This window comes from Scopulibacillus cellulosilyticus, from assembly GCF_042665295.1.
Classification (GTDB): domain Bacteria; phylum Bacillota; class Bacilli; order Bacillales; family Sporolactobacillaceae; genus Scopulibacillus_A; species Scopulibacillus_A cellulosilyticus.
The window spans coordinates 1-15,873 of record NZ_JBHTCO010000044.1 but is presented as its reverse complement, the minus strand read 5'-3'; the positions used below and the strand labels follow the sequence as shown (position 1 = coordinate 15,873).

The 15,873-nt window shown below is 36.7% G+C and carries 19 protein-coding genes; 6 read left to right on the top strand and 13 right to left on the bottom strand.

What is annotated here, in order from left to right; translation table 11 throughout:
- The first annotated feature begins 62 nt into the window (after nt 1-62).
- Nucleotides 63-332, top strand: coding sequence for a hypothetical protein (locus ACFQRG_RS20435; protein ID WP_380969662.1), 270 nt, complete (start codon nt 63-65; stop codon nt 330-332).
- A gap of 67 nt (nt 333-399) precedes the next feature.
- Here ACFQRG_RS20435 and ACFQRG_RS20430 read toward each other — a convergent pair whose 3' ends face one another.
- The gene (locus ACFQRG_RS20430; RefSeq protein ID WP_380969660.1) at nt 400-546 is read right to left on the bottom strand and encodes a hypothetical protein; all 147 of its coding nucleotides are present in this window, start codon (nt 544-546) and stop codon (nt 400-402) included.
- A gap of 603 nt (nt 547-1,149) precedes the next feature.
- Here ACFQRG_RS20430 and ACFQRG_RS20425 point away from each other — a divergent pair.
- Nucleotides 1,150-1,773 carry a sugar transferase gene (locus ACFQRG_RS20425; protein ID WP_380969946.1) on the top strand — a complete coding sequence of 208 codons (624 nt, stop codon included), beginning with the start codon at nt 1,150-1,152 and terminating at the stop codon, nt 1,771-1,773.
- Between the two features lie 511 nt (nt 1,774-2,284).
- Here the strand turns inward: ACFQRG_RS20425 and ACFQRG_RS20420 are convergent.
- The 4 genes from ACFQRG_RS20420 to ACFQRG_RS20405 form a co-directional block, all read right to left on the bottom strand.
- Entirely contained in the window at nt 2,285-2,458 is a 174-nt protein-coding gene (locus ACFQRG_RS20420; protein WP_380969658.1) for a hypothetical protein, read from the bottom strand.
- Nucleotides 2,422-3,333: a hypothetical protein gene (locus ACFQRG_RS20415; protein ID WP_380969656.1), complete on the bottom strand. Its 912-nt coding sequence runs from the start codon at nt 3,331-3,333 to the stop codon at nt 2,422-2,424. Before ACFQRG_RS20415 ends, ACFQRG_RS20420 begins: the two co-directional genes overlap by 37 nt.
- 140 nt (nt 3,334-3,473) lie before the next feature.
- Nucleotides 3,474-3,731, bottom strand: a complete 258-nt coding sequence (locus ACFQRG_RS20410) for a hypothetical protein (RefSeq protein WP_380969653.1) — start codon at nt 3,729-3,731, stop codon at nt 3,474-3,476.
- Nucleotides 3,732-3,978: 247 nt separating this feature from the next.
- Entirely contained in the window at nt 3,979-4,164 is a 186-nt protein-coding gene (locus ACFQRG_RS20405) for a cold-shock protein (RefSeq protein WP_380969650.1), read from the bottom strand.
- A 250-nt stretch (nt 4,165-4,414) separates the two neighbouring features.
- Here ACFQRG_RS20405 and ACFQRG_RS20400 point away from each other — a divergent pair, with 250 nt between their 5' ends.
- The 3 genes from ACFQRG_RS20400 (at nt 4,415) to ACFQRG_RS20390 (ending at nt 7,133) form a co-directional block, all read left to right on the top strand.
- Nucleotides 4,415-5,116, top strand: coding sequence for a response regulator transcription factor (locus ACFQRG_RS20400; RefSeq protein WP_380969648.1), 702 nt, complete (start codon nt 4,415-4,417; stop codon nt 5,114-5,116).
- The gene (locus tag ACFQRG_RS20395; RefSeq protein WP_380969646.1) at nt 5,113-6,477 is read left to right on the top strand and encodes a sensor histidine kinase; all 1,365 of its coding nucleotides are present in this window, start codon (nt 5,113-5,115) and stop codon (nt 6,475-6,477) included. Before ACFQRG_RS20400 ends, ACFQRG_RS20395 begins: the two co-directional genes overlap by 4 nt.
- 92 nt (nt 6,478-6,569) lie before the next feature.
- Nucleotides 6,570-7,133 (top strand): hypothetical protein, encoded by a 564-nt coding sequence (locus ACFQRG_RS20390; protein WP_380969644.1) that lies wholly within the window; start codon nt 6,570-6,572, stop codon nt 7,131-7,133.
- 195 nt (nt 7,134-7,328) lie between these two features.
- Here the strand turns inward: ACFQRG_RS20390 and ACFQRG_RS20385 are convergent, their stop codons facing one another.
- The 8 genes from ACFQRG_RS20385 to ACFQRG_RS20350 form a co-directional block, all read right to left on the bottom strand.
- Nucleotides 7,329-7,772, bottom strand: a complete 444-nt coding sequence (locus ACFQRG_RS20385; protein WP_380969642.1) for a CBO0543 family protein — start codon at nt 7,770-7,772, stop codon at nt 7,329-7,331.
- A gap of 16 nt (nt 7,773-7,788) precedes the next feature.
- Complete coding sequence (locus ACFQRG_RS20380) at nt 7,789-8,238, bottom strand: hypothetical protein (RefSeq protein ID WP_380969639.1); 450 nt, start codon at nt 8,236-8,238, stop codon at nt 7,789-7,791.
- 5 nt (nt 8,239-8,243) lie between these two features.
- Complete coding sequence (locus tag ACFQRG_RS20375; RefSeq protein ID WP_380969637.1) at nt 8,244-9,032, bottom strand: hypothetical protein; 789 nt, start codon at nt 9,030-9,032, stop codon at nt 8,244-8,246.
- A 289-nt stretch (nt 9,033-9,321) separates the two neighbouring features.
- Nucleotides 9,322-10,746 (bottom strand): amino acid permease, encoded by a 1,425-nt coding sequence (locus ACFQRG_RS20370; protein WP_380969635.1) that lies wholly within the window; start codon nt 10,744-10,746, stop codon nt 9,322-9,324.
- 97 nt (nt 10,747-10,843) lie between these two features.
- Nucleotides 10,844-11,965, bottom strand: coding sequence for a Ger(x)C family spore germination protein (locus tag ACFQRG_RS20365; RefSeq protein WP_380969633.1), 1,122 nt, complete (start codon nt 11,963-11,965; stop codon nt 10,844-10,846).
- The gene (locus ACFQRG_RS20360) at nt 11,952-13,070 is read right to left on the bottom strand and encodes a GerAB/ArcD/ProY family transporter (RefSeq protein WP_380969631.1); all 1,119 of its coding nucleotides are present in this window, start codon (nt 13,068-13,070) and stop codon (nt 11,952-11,954) included. Before ACFQRG_RS20360 ends, ACFQRG_RS20365 begins: the two co-directional genes overlap by 14 nt.
- Nucleotides 13,071-13,113: 43 nt before the next feature.
- The gene (locus ACFQRG_RS20355; protein WP_380969629.1) at nt 13,114-14,625 is read right to left on the bottom strand and encodes a spore germination protein; all 1,512 of its coding nucleotides are present in this window, start codon (nt 14,623-14,625) and stop codon (nt 13,114-13,116) included.
- A gap of 12 nt (nt 14,626-14,637) precedes the next feature.
- Entirely contained in the window at nt 14,638-14,880 is a 243-nt protein-coding gene (locus ACFQRG_RS20350) for a hypothetical protein (protein WP_380969627.1), read from the bottom strand.
- 127 nt (nt 14,881-15,007) lie between these two features.
- On the opposite strand from ACFQRG_RS20350, the gene hutP reads away from it, so the two are divergent.
- Nucleotides 15,008-15,448 carry a hut operon transcriptional regulator HutP gene (gene hutP / locus ACFQRG_RS20345; protein WP_380969624.1) on the top strand — a complete coding sequence of 147 codons (441 nt, stop codon included), beginning with the start codon at nt 15,008-15,010 and terminating at the stop codon, nt 15,446-15,448.
- Nucleotides 15,449-15,873: the final 425 nt, after the last annotated feature.

Genomic DNA, 15,873 nt, shown 5'->3' with positions numbered 1-15,873 from the left:
CACAAAAATGGGCTCTTGCGCATAAGATATTGAGAAATAACATAAGGAAGGTGCTATTTACTATGCCTAAAACACTTGATCCGGAATTGAAAATATCTTTTAAGTCGCTAAGTGTAGGGTCAATGAGTGCTTCAAGCGGCGTTTTTAACGGTACGAATCGTCAATTCGGATGGAGTTCACATAGTAAAGCAAATTCCGGATTAGGCAGCATTGGCGGAGAGAAACACCAAATCGTACGGAATATCAATATGGTTATGGATAATGATAATCTGGATACACCTATTGACGACAGAGATATTATGTGGGATCAGCCTGGATTGCCAAGAAATTAAAATAGTTCCCGTATATGACGGAAACCATTTTAGTTTATATTGAGATTTACATATGACATCGTACTTCTTACTTTTTAGCTGTTCCTTTAGGCTGCTTTTGAGTCATCGAAGCTTGCGTGTTAACAGCACTCGTTGCCGGTGTTTGGCTTGTTGCTTGGCTAGGCTGAACCGGTCCTGCTTTCGGCATTTGAGTTTTTCCTTTATCTTGTCCCATACTGACACCTCCAAAAAAATTAATTCATTCCTTAACATTTGCAAAAGCGGTATTTTTATTCTTTTTTAAATGGACAAACAAGTTTTTTACGACTTATTTCGCGGCTATTCAAGGAAACAAGCAATATTTTAATGGTTATGTATAATTGTCCGTTTCATCAATTTAATCTCTTTCATAAATTGAAAGTACAATATATGAAGGGATAGAAAAGTATAGACGGCGGATACGGCGGTGGATTTTATTAATCCAAGTACGGCACGCAAGAAGTGAATGGAAGTAATATTATTAATTGGCCAATCCAAGTGTTATCTATTTAACCAATACAAGCCTATCTTTTCGAGCTGTCTAGAAGGACTTAGACAGCCTGGGTTTTTCCTGAGTGTTTAAGCCGTTTCCAGCCTTCTTTCTTTTCCATAAAATATCCAATTATTGCTTTATTCCTCCAGTGTTTCTCTTGTTAAAACCAGACAAGCCATTTAGTAAAGCGAACGGGATGCCAGTTTGTTGATCATTATACTTAATTATATGGTTTTAAAAGGGGGAAAAAGGTTGGAAAGTTCAGCTGTAGTTTATGATGCCGATAATAAACGGAATACTGGTACTATCTTTATCGAAAAAAATAAAAGTTATTTGTTTGCTAAGCGATTAATCGATATTGTTGGTGCCCTAATGGGTATGATATTTCTTTCATGGTTATTTTTGATTGCAGCCATTTTTATAAAGATTGAAGACCCTAAAGGATCTATTTTCTTTAAACAGGTTCGTGTTGGTAAAAGTGGAAAACTGTTTTTTATGTATAAGTTTCGCTCAATGGTGCCGGATGCGGAGGGGAAATTAAAGGAATTACTTGAGAATAATGAAGCATCCGGAGCAATGTTTAAAATAAAAAAGGATCCCCGAATAACAAAGGTAGGGAAATTTATTCGCAGAACGAGTATTGATGAATTTCCGCAGCTTTTGAATGTCTTAAAAGGCGATATGAGTCTTGTTGGTCCCAGACCGCCTTTACCAAGAGAAGTTAAGTCATATAATTATTACGAAAAGCAACGATTGCTTGTGAATCCGGGCTGTACAGGGTTATGGCAAATAAATGGCAGAAGTAATGTCGGTTTTAAAAAAATGGTGGAGTTAGATTTGAATTATATTAATAACAGATCGATTGTAAATGATATAAAAATTATTTTTAAATCTATTTCATTGTTATTTCGTTCTAAAGGGGCCTATTAAAAAAAGGTCACTTCAAAATGAGGTGACCTATAAAAGGGTGAAAATGAAAAAGGCTAAATGGTGTTAATCTTTTTTATACTTTCCGAAAGGATATCTTGGCAACAGCCAAGTTTTCTTTACAAATCTCTCTGATAAAGCTTGTACTAACTAGTAATCTTCGATGTTCACTTTTTATTTTTGTGCCAACGCTGAAAGAATATAAAAAACGCTGCCTAGGAGATAGAAAATACCAGAAATTACAGCTAGTGCCCTACTTGTTTTAACTCCCCCTGTGGTATTATTTTCTTGGTTATACATACTGCGGTTTCCCCATTCTTAATTTATGTACTTTATTCTATGATTTTTTAAATTAAACGTAATAGTGAGGTGTAACGGCAAACACAAAATTGATATAATTAGCGCTAATCAATAAGTTTAACCTTTTATAAATGATAAAAAGCCTTTCTTGTTTGAGTGTGTAGAATCCCCATCGTTTTCTACACACTCAAACAAGATCATTTTTTGATTCAAGCTAGAAACAGTACCCGTTATTAAAATCTGTACAGCCGTCAGCAATGGCCTTTGAATCTTTTGGATCATCAAAGTAGGAAGAAATAAACTTCCATTCTGATGTCCCGGAATATACTTGATACATTCCTGCAGCGCTCTTCAATACAGTACAACTGAAACCGGCGGCTCTTCCCATATATCCAAAATGGTGATTTCCGATATATTCACCTGTTTTTTTTGTCCCTTAAATCTGTATTTAGTTTTTTCCCCAATGGTTTGTTTCAAATCCCAAATGCCATTTGTTCGTGTCAGAAGGTAAAAAACCCCTAATCTATAAGTATTGGCAAATGCTGAACCCCTCGATTTAACATAATTTTTATAGTTTTGATTTATTTTATTGGCGATGTTTAGATTTGCTTGGTACGTTCGAACTATATGATATGAAGTCGGTTCTGAGGATGAATTTGTATGAAGTATATTTGTTTTTTGCGAAATGACTGATTGCGCTTTAGTCAATTGTTCTTCTGCCTCTTTTTCAATTTCTTTTACTTGTTCTGTTATTAATTTTTCTAATTCTTCTTTATCCTTTTTTGTTAATGATTTTTTAAAGGTTATAAGGATAGAAATTAAGTAACAAAGAAGTGGACAGTATATAGAAAGGGGATGTAAGCCGACAAATAAAATAATAGGTAAACTTATTAAGGCAGCTAAATACATTAAGTAAGTTTTATTAAATAAAACGGAAATTAAGGCAATTGAACTTGGGATAAATAGAAAAATTGTATAATCTAATCCTTGGATATGTTTTAAACTGGTCATGTCATCCCCATAAAATTGCGGCAAACGGCTTAGCCATATATAGATACCAATAGATGTACCAAGTATCCCAAAGAATAGACTGATATATTTTTTTGGCCCCTTATTTGGGTAATAACGGAAGAGGAACACAAGGCGATTTAATTTCAACGCAATCACCTCAAACGGTTCTTTGTCAATTGTTATCGTCATTTTGTTACGATTTGTATGATCTGCAATAAGACGGCATGACTCAGTTAATAAATTAATTCTCATAAGTGGTACAGCTGCGCCAATAACAAGGCTAGTTCCCTTGAAATTAAAAACCCGCAACTCAGGAATTTCTTTAATATCAATTAAAAATTTTACTAAGATGGGTCGGGTTATTATATTATTTTTCACTTATGAGCCGGAAGCTATTTTACACTCCACATGATATCTTGATCGTTAATGGTCGTATCAATCTTATCGTTATCCCATAAAATATTAATATTATAAGGCAAAGGGTTATGATGCCCGCCTATTGTGCCCAGACCTGAATTAGTTTTCGCATGTGAGGACCAGCCAAATTGGTTATTGGCGCCATTGAATACACCTGCTCCGCTGGCTGCACTATTAATGGCAATATTATCAAACTGAATACCGATATTGACTTGCTCAAGATTATCGACCATAAACGAACACCTCTTCTATGTGATTCAACATAGTTTATTCATTAATAATCAGAATGTGCGAAAGCCTACATCAAACATCTTCACGCCCAATGACGCCTAAGCCCGCTTTAAAAACAGTGTATGCGGGAAGGCCTCTTGGTGCTAATCAATCCCGGAGAACCTTCCGCATAAAATACGAAAAGCCGTGCATATGATGCACGACTTCTTGTATCTAATCCCCTTAAGATTTGATTTTATAGGGGCAGGGCTAATCTTTAATGACAGGTAAAACTTTTGTTGCTTTGACCATTTCTGACTGACATAAAGGACAAACAGGTTCTGAATCAAATGAAAAAGCATCTCTCATCCAACCCGAACAATCTTCATTCGTACAGCTCCAAATGTCAGTTTCAACTTCAGGGATGGGTTCTTGCGGTCCTTTATTAAACGCCATGATATATCCTCCCCTTTTCTCTTAATAGAAGATGTTCAAAAAGTTTTAGCGAAAAACATTAATATGTATAGTATATCCTAAATTTCCAGAAAAATAAATGGAATCGCTTTATAACGGGTGTTTGACTTAGCATTTAGAATGTTCATTTCGACTAGTGTACCATATAAAGTATGTGGAATTTACCACAATTTTAACTTTATATATTTTTTATGAGAAAATAGCTAAAAAGCATGGTGGAGGCATTGATTTTATGGAAACAGCAACGATTGGAATTGTTGATGATGATGCTAATATCAGGCGTGTTTTGGAAGCTTATTTACAAAAAGAAGGTTATAAAACCATCGGAATGGGATCGGCTGAAGAAGGTCAGCAATATTTAAAAGGGAATACACCGGAATTATGGGTGTTAGATATCATGCTGCCCGGTATGGATGGTTATGATTTTTGCAAGGAAATAAGAAAAAACAGTGATGCACCGATTATTTTTATCTCGGCGAAGGATGAAGAAGTTGATAAAGTGCTGGGTCTGGAACTGGGCAGTGACGATTACTTAACGAAACCTTTCAGTCCAAGGGAGCTCGTTGCCAGGGTTAAACGTCATCTGCACCGTTGGTATGCGCTAAAAGAAGCGAAAAATGACCCTTCCGTTAACACGTTCTATATTGATCATTTAGAAATTGATATAAGAAAGAGACTAGTATACTGGAGAGGCCAAGAGGTTCAAGTAACAAACAAAGAATATCAGTTTATTCATTTACTGACAAAAAACGTCGATCAGGCGATGTCCCGTGAAAGTATTCTAAATCATGTATGGGGGAACGATTATTTTGGAAGTGATCGGGCAGTTGATGACCTTGTTAAAAGGATCAGGGGAAAAATGAAAGGTTTTCCGCTAGAAACAGTTCGGGGGTATGGATATCGGCTGAGGTCAGATCGAAGTGTTGAAAAATGAAACTAAAGCATCAGCTGAACATTTCGTTCATAACCCTTATGTTTATTATTCTTGGTTTAGCAGCCTATGTCTTCTATTCTTTGCTTTTAAATATGCTTATTGAAGATCAGTTTAAAGAGCTAAGGCTGAAAGGTCAAGCATTCGTTAATTATGCTAAAGGTCAAAATGATTATTTATTTGATGAAGAATTAAACAGGTTAACGAAAGTTCCGGAGCAGGCCGGGAAAATTGAAGTTTTACTTGTTAATATGAATGATCGGCAGTTAATGTTTTCGTCATTACCGTCCGATGTGACTAGCACCTTTTTGAACAAGCTGCAATATGAGCCCCCAAGAGTTTTAAGAGGTGTATGGAATACCGGACAGGGGAAATATGTTGTTGAAACTTTTCGGGTAAGAATGAATAAACAAAAGCTTGCTTTAGTATTGGCAACACCACTAACCGGCATTAAGGATTTACAATGGGATATTGCCAAAAAGTTATTTCTGATACTTGCTTTTGGAGGTATTTTAGCGCTTATTTTAAGTACCATTATTACAAGGAGACTGGTGACTCCTTTATCACAGGTGAATAAAGCTTTGAAAAAAATAACGAAAAGGCAATTTGATGATATCGAAAAGGTTAAAGCCGCCGGGGAAATTGGCGAGGTGGCGCGTTCCGTTTCTCAAATGTCAGGAGAGCTTAAGCAATATATTAATACCCAAAAACACTTTTTTCAAAACGCTTCACATGAGCTGAAATCACCATTAATGACGATTCGAGGTTATGCAGAAGGGATAAAAGACGGTGTTTTTTCCGGTCAAGAAGCCCAAGATGGATTAAATTTAATTATTAATGAAAGTGACCGTATGAAATCATTGGTTACAGAAATGGTACTCCTCGCAAAATTAGAGACTGATGAAAATATTTTTCACTTTAAGCAAGTCTCTGTAAAAGAGGTTATGAACGAAGCCATCGAACGGTTAATGCCATTAATTAATGAAAAACAGAAAAAAATCAATATCCATGATGGTTTGGGTGATAAGGCATCTGATTTGGTTCAAGCAGATAACGATAAATTGATGCAAGCTTTCATCAATATTCTTTCTAATGCGTTAAGGTATGCTAAAGATACTATTAATATCACATATCTTACAGATAAAAATAATATCAAAGTAGAAATTGTTGATGATGGTCCAGGCATTTCTCATGATGTATTACCTTATATCTTTCACAGGTTTATTAAAGGTGATAAAGGACAATCAGGCCTGGGCTTAGCCATTTCCAGAGCTATCGTTGAAGGCTGTAATGGTGAAATTCATGCTTGTAATCAAGAAAAGGGCGGAGCTGTCTTTACTATAAGCTTCGCAAAAAACAAATAAAATTTCATGCAAAAACTACCATAGCTCCACAGTTTTGCCACAAATGATGGGTAAACTGTTCATACAACCATTTAAGGAGTGTGAGTAGAAGAATGAAAAAGAAAATAGGAACGTCTTTAGTCATAGCATCAACCCTTGTTATTGGCGGTTTCTCAGGCATTTCTGCAACGGCTCATGCCCAAGATCAAACGAAGAGCAGTTCATCGGTCACTGTTCATCATGAAAAGCCGATCAATCATGATAAACTGATCGAAAAGGCAAAGAAATTTGGTATCAGCACTAAAGGCAAATCAGATAAACAGATAAAAAAAGATGTCAAACAGGAAAAGAAAAAACGGATGACAGAACGCTTAACAAAACGGGCCGAAAAGCTGGGGATAGAAACAAAGGGTAAAAGCAATCAACAATTAAGGCATGAAATTAAAGCCAAAATACAAGAACACCATAAAGAGAAATTGATGAAAAAAGCTGAGAGACTTAATATTGATACAAAAGGTAAATCAACAAAAGAATTAAGACAAGCTGTGAAAGATAAAATTCATGAAAAATTAGTTGATAAAGCAAAGAAACTCGGTATTTCCCAAGAAGGTAAAACGAATCAGCAGCTAAGAAAGGCGATTAAGGAAAAAATAAAAGAAAACCAGAAAAATAATTAAGGAAAAACCAATTAACATGAAATATCCCGGTATGGCAGACATGGCGTCCATCCGGGGTATTTTATTTTACGTAAGGAAAAAATAAATTGGCAGCGACGCAGCCATTCGATGTAGGAGCCAATTTTAAGATCCTAGTATAAGGGCAACTAAGCAGTTGCCTGCGCCTTTTAAGGCTTGGCACCAGCCAAGTTTTCTTTATTGAAGCTTTTGAGTGAACTTTAAATTTCCTAAAAGAATTAAATATAAAATGGGGTAAATTGGTACTGAATACCAAAGCTTCCACCCGCTATGATAAAATAAGCCTGCTTTGACTGCTAACCATTCATACCCGATTGCAAACAGTGACCATAAAATAATATATACAGCCTTAAGCCAAACCCTTTTTTTAAAAGGAAAGTAATTCAGAAACAGCATGTTTATAGCAGGATAAATGCCCAAAATGACGATAAAATCACTATAAGTGACACCCGGTTTAAAATAACCGTAAAGTTGGTATTTTCCTCCTAAAATAAAATCCACAGTGTAAGATAAAATCACTGCAAAAAGAGAGGTCGTGTATAAATCTACTTTTGTTATTCGTTTTTTTGAAATAGCGACTAAAATAATAAAAACGATTAAGGATGCGATGGCTAGAACCACGGATGCGTCCCCCTTTTTAATCTAACTTTCCTATACCGAAAGATTGGTTCTCCCAAAAGATCTTTTCTATTGTTTTAACTTGATGACTTTGGCAATGAACAATGAGAATAACCTCAGTGTTTTTTTTACGTCCGCTTTTCTTTTTTTTACGGGTAATAAATAAATCAATGATGAATCCTATCATAAAACCTATTGCAGCCCCAATTAGTCCCCATATGATCGGTCCCCATTTAAGTTGAAAGCCAATACTTGCCCCTACCACCGATAAAGCGGTTGCTGCAGCCGCCCCTAAGTCAAAAAGACTTGTACCGTCCGAGCGGTGAATATTATCAAACAATTGTATATTATGATCACGATTTTCCAGCGGGATAGCAAGAATATCTTGTTTTTTAATCCCGATCTCTTCCAGTAGAGACAGGGCTAATTCTAAATAAATTGAATGGTCAAAGGTTGCAACAATAAACATTTTTTTCACCTGTTTTTTAGAGTTATCATAAATGGTAAAATCCATTTAGACTTTTGATATCTTTTTTTAAAAAAACCTTTCTGCTCATTATCAAATAACTTATTATTTTCAACAGTATTAACATAGGCATCATAAATAGCGAAAAAATAAATGGAAGGTAAATACAATAACCATTCGCTGCGCAGTACATTGTTTGAGTTAGTTAACTCACCAAGTAAAAGGAAATGTATTCCCTCAAGAGCTCTTGAAAAATAAATAGTGGAAATCCACCAAGTAAGAATAAAAAATGCTGTAATAATCCTATGTATATAAAGCTGGCCGGCTCCCGGCATACATGCTGACCACATGACAGCAACCCAAGGCTTTCTTTTATCCAAATAATTTATTTCAAGAGCGGTTATTTGAAAACTGGGAAAATCCGCATTTTCTCTATTTGCTAAAACATAAATTTTGTTTAAATCAACGGCTGTTCGGTAGCTGTCCCAAATTGCATAAAAGTACATAGGAATGTATAAAAGCATCCATCTGGGCTCAAGGATCTGCTTAGCCATTTCAAAACGTCCGGTAAAGGAGTATATCATAGCGTTATTTATATTGGCATTAACGTTAATGATAATTTCCCAAAAAACGAGTACAAACCCTCTAAGGTATTTTGAAAGAAGAAGATGACCAAAGCCCGGAAGAGCAGCAGACCACCAAGCTATTACTATAGGAGACCTTAGATGAATTTGTGTTGTTCCCAGAGAACTAACGTAGGCCTTATAGCGCCTGGCACCATTAGGTTTATTTTTCAAAACTTATATCTCCTTTATGATTTTTAAAGAATTGGGTAAAAAAGCTGCCATTATTCAGGCAGCCTTTTAATTAGTATTTGCAATTGGCTAAGTATCATGCTAATCAAATACAAAGGAAACTACTTCTTTTTTTAATTGTTCTCAGTTCGGCGCCCCCGGCGGTTGTTCTACCCAAGGATTCTTTATGGCGATGTCCACGCCGCCTTTGGTGAATTGGCCGATTCTGTTTTAAAAGGATAATTTTAACTATTTGTTAGATCGATTGATTTTGGAAGCTCTTCTAACCAGCCTAACTGTTTGGCTGCGGCTGTTTTCCTTTTTGTAATCCTCCCGCCAAAATACGGTGATATATCCAGGAGACAATGGTAATTATAACGATAATACCAATAGCAACCAGTACGCCAATTCTTTCTTTTGCAGTAAATAAACCGCCGACAATCGCAAAGACAATAATCATCAAGGTGATGATATTTGAAAACGGATGTAACGGCATTTTAAACTTATCCCCATGATAGCTCTTACGATTTTTCCATTCAGAAAGGTTGATAGCCATCCAATTGAACAGAAGCATAACACTCGCCGCTGTCGTTAAATATTCATAAACTGATTTTGGTAAAAAGTAGGATAAGACAATAATGACGGCCAGAATACAAGCTGTTAACACAAGACCGGCAATCGGGACGCCGCGTTTATTTGTTTTACCAAGAATTTCTGGAGCGTCATGGTCTTTTGCCAATGAGACTAAAATATTTGTTATAGAATACAGCGCGCCAACCATTGTCGAGAATGAGGCAGTAATAATAATAATGTTAAAGATGGTTCCAAGAAAAGGAATATTTAATGAACCTAATGCTGTTAAAAACGGACTTTTCGATTCATTGATAGCCGTCCATTTTGCAAGACTTAAAACAACGAGCAAAGATAAAATGTATACTCCTGTTAAGGAAATAACAAGGACATAACCTGCCTTTGGAACATCAGATTTGTTCCGTAATTGGCTTGCTGTTACACCGACAACACCAATCCCTCCAAACGAAAAAAGAACAAAAAGAATGCCCGTAAAAAAGCCGAAAAACCCATTTGTAAAAATACCGTTGTAAAAAGGTGAATGAATATGGGCGGCAGTATGAAGTGCGGAAGGTGTCCAGCCGAAAATAACAAGCGCGCCAAAAATAATAATGATAACTAATGTTGCAAGCTTGATGACCGCAAATAGCGACTCGATTTTACCAAAATCACTGACACCTAATAGAATCACAAAAATCCCAAGACATGAAAAAATAATAGAAAAGATCCATAGAGGTATACTGTGGAACCAATATTGTGCGAAGGTTGAAAGGGCGGTGATTTCACTGGACATAATCAAGACCCCTGAAAACCAATAGCCCCAGCCGCTGATAAATCCAAACATATCACCGTAAGCTTTTTTCGCATAAGTTCGAAACGATCCCTTTTCCGGGTCGTTAACAGTCATTTCGGCTAACGCCGCAAATGTAAAAAATGCTGCAATCCCCGCAAGAAAATAGCCAATAATGACTGAAGGTCCGGCTGTTTTAATGGATAGACCAGCCCCTAAGAAGAATCCGGCACCCATAATCGAACCGATCCCGATCAGGCTTAATTGCCACCATTCGATAACGGCGGGTTTTCCTTTCTTTTTATTCTCCTTAATTTTATGATTGGCCATATGTTGAATGATGTGATGAAAGCGCATATGAAATTCCTCCATTAAAAATTTGATTAATTATTATCGTAGAATTTCCAATAGACAATGTCTCCATTCCAGTTTCTTTTAGAGGTAAGAGACAAGATCAATCTACAATACCGGTTTGGGTAATATTAACATCAACATTCAGTTTAATTTTTGCATGCGGATAATGCTTGTACCATTGTTTTTCGTTCCAGTTATACGTATAACTGCGAACCTGGTCGCCTAAACCAAGAGGATCTGTATTCTTTCTTTGCAATAATTTAATCACTTTAGTTCCTTTATTTTTAAGATCCTTTTCTAATGTTGAAGAGACAGTATTAATATATTTTTGCGGATTACCTTGAACGGAAGCCTCAGTGATAACACCATTCAATTTTACGTTGATCCAGATTTTCGGCTGTCTGCTGTTCCCGTCTTTAACTTTATATTTAACTTTTGATCCAATATTTTTAACTGTTACGAATTTATGAGGGCTTAAATTAAGTGCATATGTTCCTTGATTAAAAGGTTCACGCAGCATTTTAAAAATAAACACATATTTAAATGGCAGCAGCCCAATATACCGGTTGTTTTTAATAAGTCCAATGCCCTCCATTTCAATGTGATCCTTATGTTTTTTTAGAACGGGCAAAAATGCATTAATGCCCTTGCCGTAATATTCATAAAAATACTCATGAAGATTAGTGTTTGGAAAGTTTTCCTCAATATTTTGCTGAATTAAATCGAATAGATAACGGGATACATCCGGGTTAGAAGCATACTGCCCATTCAAGAGCCTTCTTGTGCTTCCATCGACAATGGCTACGTACACATCCCGTCCGATATCCGGATTTCTGTTAAAGTAATCAAGATACTTTTCAATCCCTTTTTTAGCTAAAGCATCGTTTATAAGGGCAACTGTTAATTTACCCAGCTTAATTTTTTGCTCTGATTCCGTTTGTAATTTTTCTACAACTTCTTTATCTGTATGTGACACTGTAGAAAATGTATCTGTGGTCGACGGCCCTTGTTGAGCGCCGCCCTGCTGACTGCCTCCTCCTTGAGATTGGGCGTAAATCGGAGCCACAACAGTGCCAAGAATTTCATGATTGCCGGCATAGTCAAAACCAATCGTTTGAACGGTATAAATATCGTCAACGATATCGGTTGGCAAACAACCGGTTAAAACGGTGCAAAATAATAAAATTAACAAGGCTTTCATCCGTTTTTTAATGTTTTTCATATTTTTTCACCTTTTGAAACAGCCATTGATAAATAAACAAAAATGGTATATAACAATAAACAAAATATAACCCGGCAATTGATACTGTTGAATTTAATTTATCAATGGCGGTGCGATTTTTAAATAATCCTGTAATAATCAGAATAACAATCAGTACGAAAGGCAGGACAGTTCTTTGTCTTATAGGGAATTGCAGCTTCAGCCCTCTTGTAACCGTCCATACGCCAAGACAAATATTAGGTAAAATGATAAATATCCAAATGGAAACGCCGACATATTCAAACCGCTCTATAATCGGCAATTTAGCAATTTTCCATAATGATAATGTCGACCAAATGGTATGACTAAGCTGCCTTTCACTAAAATAAACAAATATAACCAGCACGATAACGACATAAATAAAAGTGGTATACATTGTGGCGGCATGCGCCCATTTTTTTGATTGATCCGGTCGTTTAATAAATGGATAATAAATGAAAATAAGTTCAAAGCCCAGAAAGCTTAATATCATTTGTTTTGTTGCCATTAATAGAGACGGCACGGAATGATCAAAAAACGGAAGAAGGTTGCTGAAATGTGCGTATTCCAAAGGGAAGTAAACAATAAGCATCAAAAATCCTCCATACACGATGCTTAAAAAGCTCATGCCTGCCACCGTTCGAAAGCCGCCGACAACAAATGTATAGGCCAACAGTAAAATAAGAAAGGCCAGCTCCCATGTAGAAAATTGGGGAAACAGCCAAATTTGGATGACTTCAATATAACTTCTAATGATCGTCACGACATATATAAAAAAATAGCTGAGAATGCCTAAACTTAACAGTCCGCCAAGCCACTTTCCGAAAAGTTCCCTGTGGATCGTTATGATATCATTGCCGTTTCCGTGTTCGATAATTTTGTAAATCAACCATAAAATGATATTGGTGCTTAACCCGGAAAGTAAAACTGAAATCCAGGCATCGTAGCCTGCGAATCCTGTTATATAACGCGCAAAGCCCAGGATTCCGACGCCAAATTGCATTGCAGTAATAAGGAAAAAGACAAGAAAGGGCGATACTTGACTATTCTCATTTATTTTTGTTTTTGTCGGCGTTGACGTCGGCATGATCCAAATCCTTTCTTTTTAAGCAGGATTTTAAATTGGTAAATTATTCATCAATATCCTTTTTCTTTTGAGATCGGCTTTTATTCATGCGCATTGGATCCTCCGGCCGTAAAAATAAAGGCCGTGTTATTTGCTTATTAATTGGCAAACGGATAAAAGTATCCTTCAGATCATTAAAGCGCGGCGGAAAAAACGGTTCAATGTAAGGCCGCCCCAAAGACGTTAATTTAAGCAAATGTGATAAATAAAAACCAAAGCAAAGGGAAATACCGATTAACCCCCATAATTGTGCGGCCAATAAAAATGGAAAACGAATTAAACGAATCGTATTACCCATTCGATAATTCGGTGTTGTAAAGGAAGCGAGTGCAGCCATAGCGCAAATGATCAGTAAAACATTACTGGCAACCCCTGCTTGCACTGAAGCGGTTCCGATAACGAGACCGCCGACAATACCAATCGTTTGACCGACTTTTGTCGGGAGCCTGGCACCGGCTTCCCGGAGCATCTCAATGGTTAATTCCATAATAAGCGCCTCAAAAATAGGCGGAAAAGGAATAATAGCTCTTGAAGAAACGAGAGTTGCTAAAAGATCCCTTGGTATCACTTCATAATGATAAGTTAAAATGGCAACGTATAATGGTGATGAAAACACTGAAAAAGTAACAGCAACAAGACGTATCAGGCGGAAACAAGAAGCAATATGCCAAGGCATAAAATAGTCATCAAAAGATATAAAGAAGTCAACAATTGTAGTTGGAACAATCACGGCATGGGGCGAACCATCGACCAGTACAGCAATTTTTCCTTCAGCAATTGTTGAAGCTGTACGATCCGGACGTTCAGTATCAATAAATTGCGGAAAAGGCGAATGCTGGTTGTCAGTAATGATTTGTGAGATCATTGAGCTGTCAACAATTTGGTCAAATTCAATATCTTTGATTCTTTGCCAGATAGTGTTAACGTTTTCTTGATTGGCAATCCCTTTTATATAAATGATAGCGACCCGGGTTTTAGATAACTTCCCAACCTTCGTTTCTTTCAAATAAAGATTTGGAAGCGGCAATCTTTTACGTACAAGGTCAATGTTTGTATCAAGCGATTCAACAAAGCCTTCTTTAGGACCGACAATGCTTGTTTCTGTTTCTGGATTAGTGACTTGTCGATTTTCTGTTGAAGGGGCGGGAATAAGCAAGCATTCAGGGTCGTCCTCTTTCATTTGAATAGCAACATGACCTTGCATCATTTTGTCCTGAATTTGCCTGATATCCCTTGTTAATAATGGATCTTCAATGGGTAAATTCCCCATAATATCCTTAATGCTTTTAACGTCCTTTTTAAAAACATAAGGGAGAATTTCCTCATGGACAGCCTTTAGTCCGACAATTGTTTTATAAAAAGATACCCAGCATGACATGGAATCTTGATGGTGTTTAAAATGCGAAAAGTCATCAGACTCCTCCATATTCTTAAAAAGTTCTTTAATATCTTGAGGCTTTTGCTCCAGCATCTCCGTCTTTAATTTTCTATTGTTTTTTTTCCAAGGCCATATCATCTGTATCCCTCATTAACTTTTGTTAGGTTTAGACTTAGATTTTGTGTTTTTCTCCTTTTTAGAATCATCAATGAAAATAGCCGCAAAAGGCATAGTCATTAACCAAAGAACTAACAGAAACAAACTTGTCTTTGCCCACTGATCCATCCGAAGGGCAACAAAAATAAAAAAGACAAACAACCACGGGTAGAAACTTAAAAAAATAAGAATGGTAGTCATGTCGATATTTTTACCAATGATCGCTTCTTTATCCACATTTTTGGGGTCTGACCCCGTGAACTGTGGATAATTTCCAAAAGAAAAATAAAACAAAAGATTGACACTTGAAATGTAAACGAATACAATAAAGTCAGTGATTAGTTATTAGAAGAGAGTGAAAGTTATGCCGCTGGATCGTGACCATCTGATTGGAAAACAAGCACTTATGCTGCTTCTCCAGCCCGAATATAAGCTGCCCAAGGAATTAGCTGATTTAGGATGGCGCTGTTGCAAAGGGAAGGTAGGTTCAATGGATGCACAGAAAGTGGTGGCAGCCGTTGAAACAGCGGCAAAAAATCAAGGCATGATTGAACATCAATTATATCGGGAAGCCCATGCTTTGTATCATGGCATTCTGGAAGCACTCAGTGGTGTAACGCGAGGCAATAATCAATTAGGCACTGTTTTACGGACAGTCGGTTTGACATTTTCTATTGTCCGCGGAAATCCTTACAAAGATAAGCGTGAGGGAGAATGGCTTGCAGTAGCTTTATATGGTACAATTGGCGCTCCGGTCAAAGGCCTTGAGCACGAAACAATTGGACTTGGTATCAATCATATTTAGACTTTTTGAACATCAATAAGTTCAAAAAGGAGGACAAATAGGGACGAGAAGTTCGAGGCGCGGAAGGAAAGAGGACCGGAGCGTAGACAGCTACGTGAGGACCGGAGTTCCAACGCAACGAAGAAATTCGAAGTCAATATTTCCCGGACTTTTTGAACATCATCTTAAATATAGGATATAGCCCATAGCTATCAGTTTACAAGGGGGCGTTCAGCGATTGATAAATCGCTGTGCGGCCCCTTTTTGCCTTTTTTAAGATACCATTTCCAATTAATATTATCCTAGACTATTTTATAAGGGCTCTATAATATTTGTTGGGGTATGAGAAAAATTAAAACAAAAAAATACACGCAAGCTCCTTAATCCTTTACACTTGAATTGTCCAGAAACAAGAGAAGGATAGGAGTTACGTGTATATGCATTTT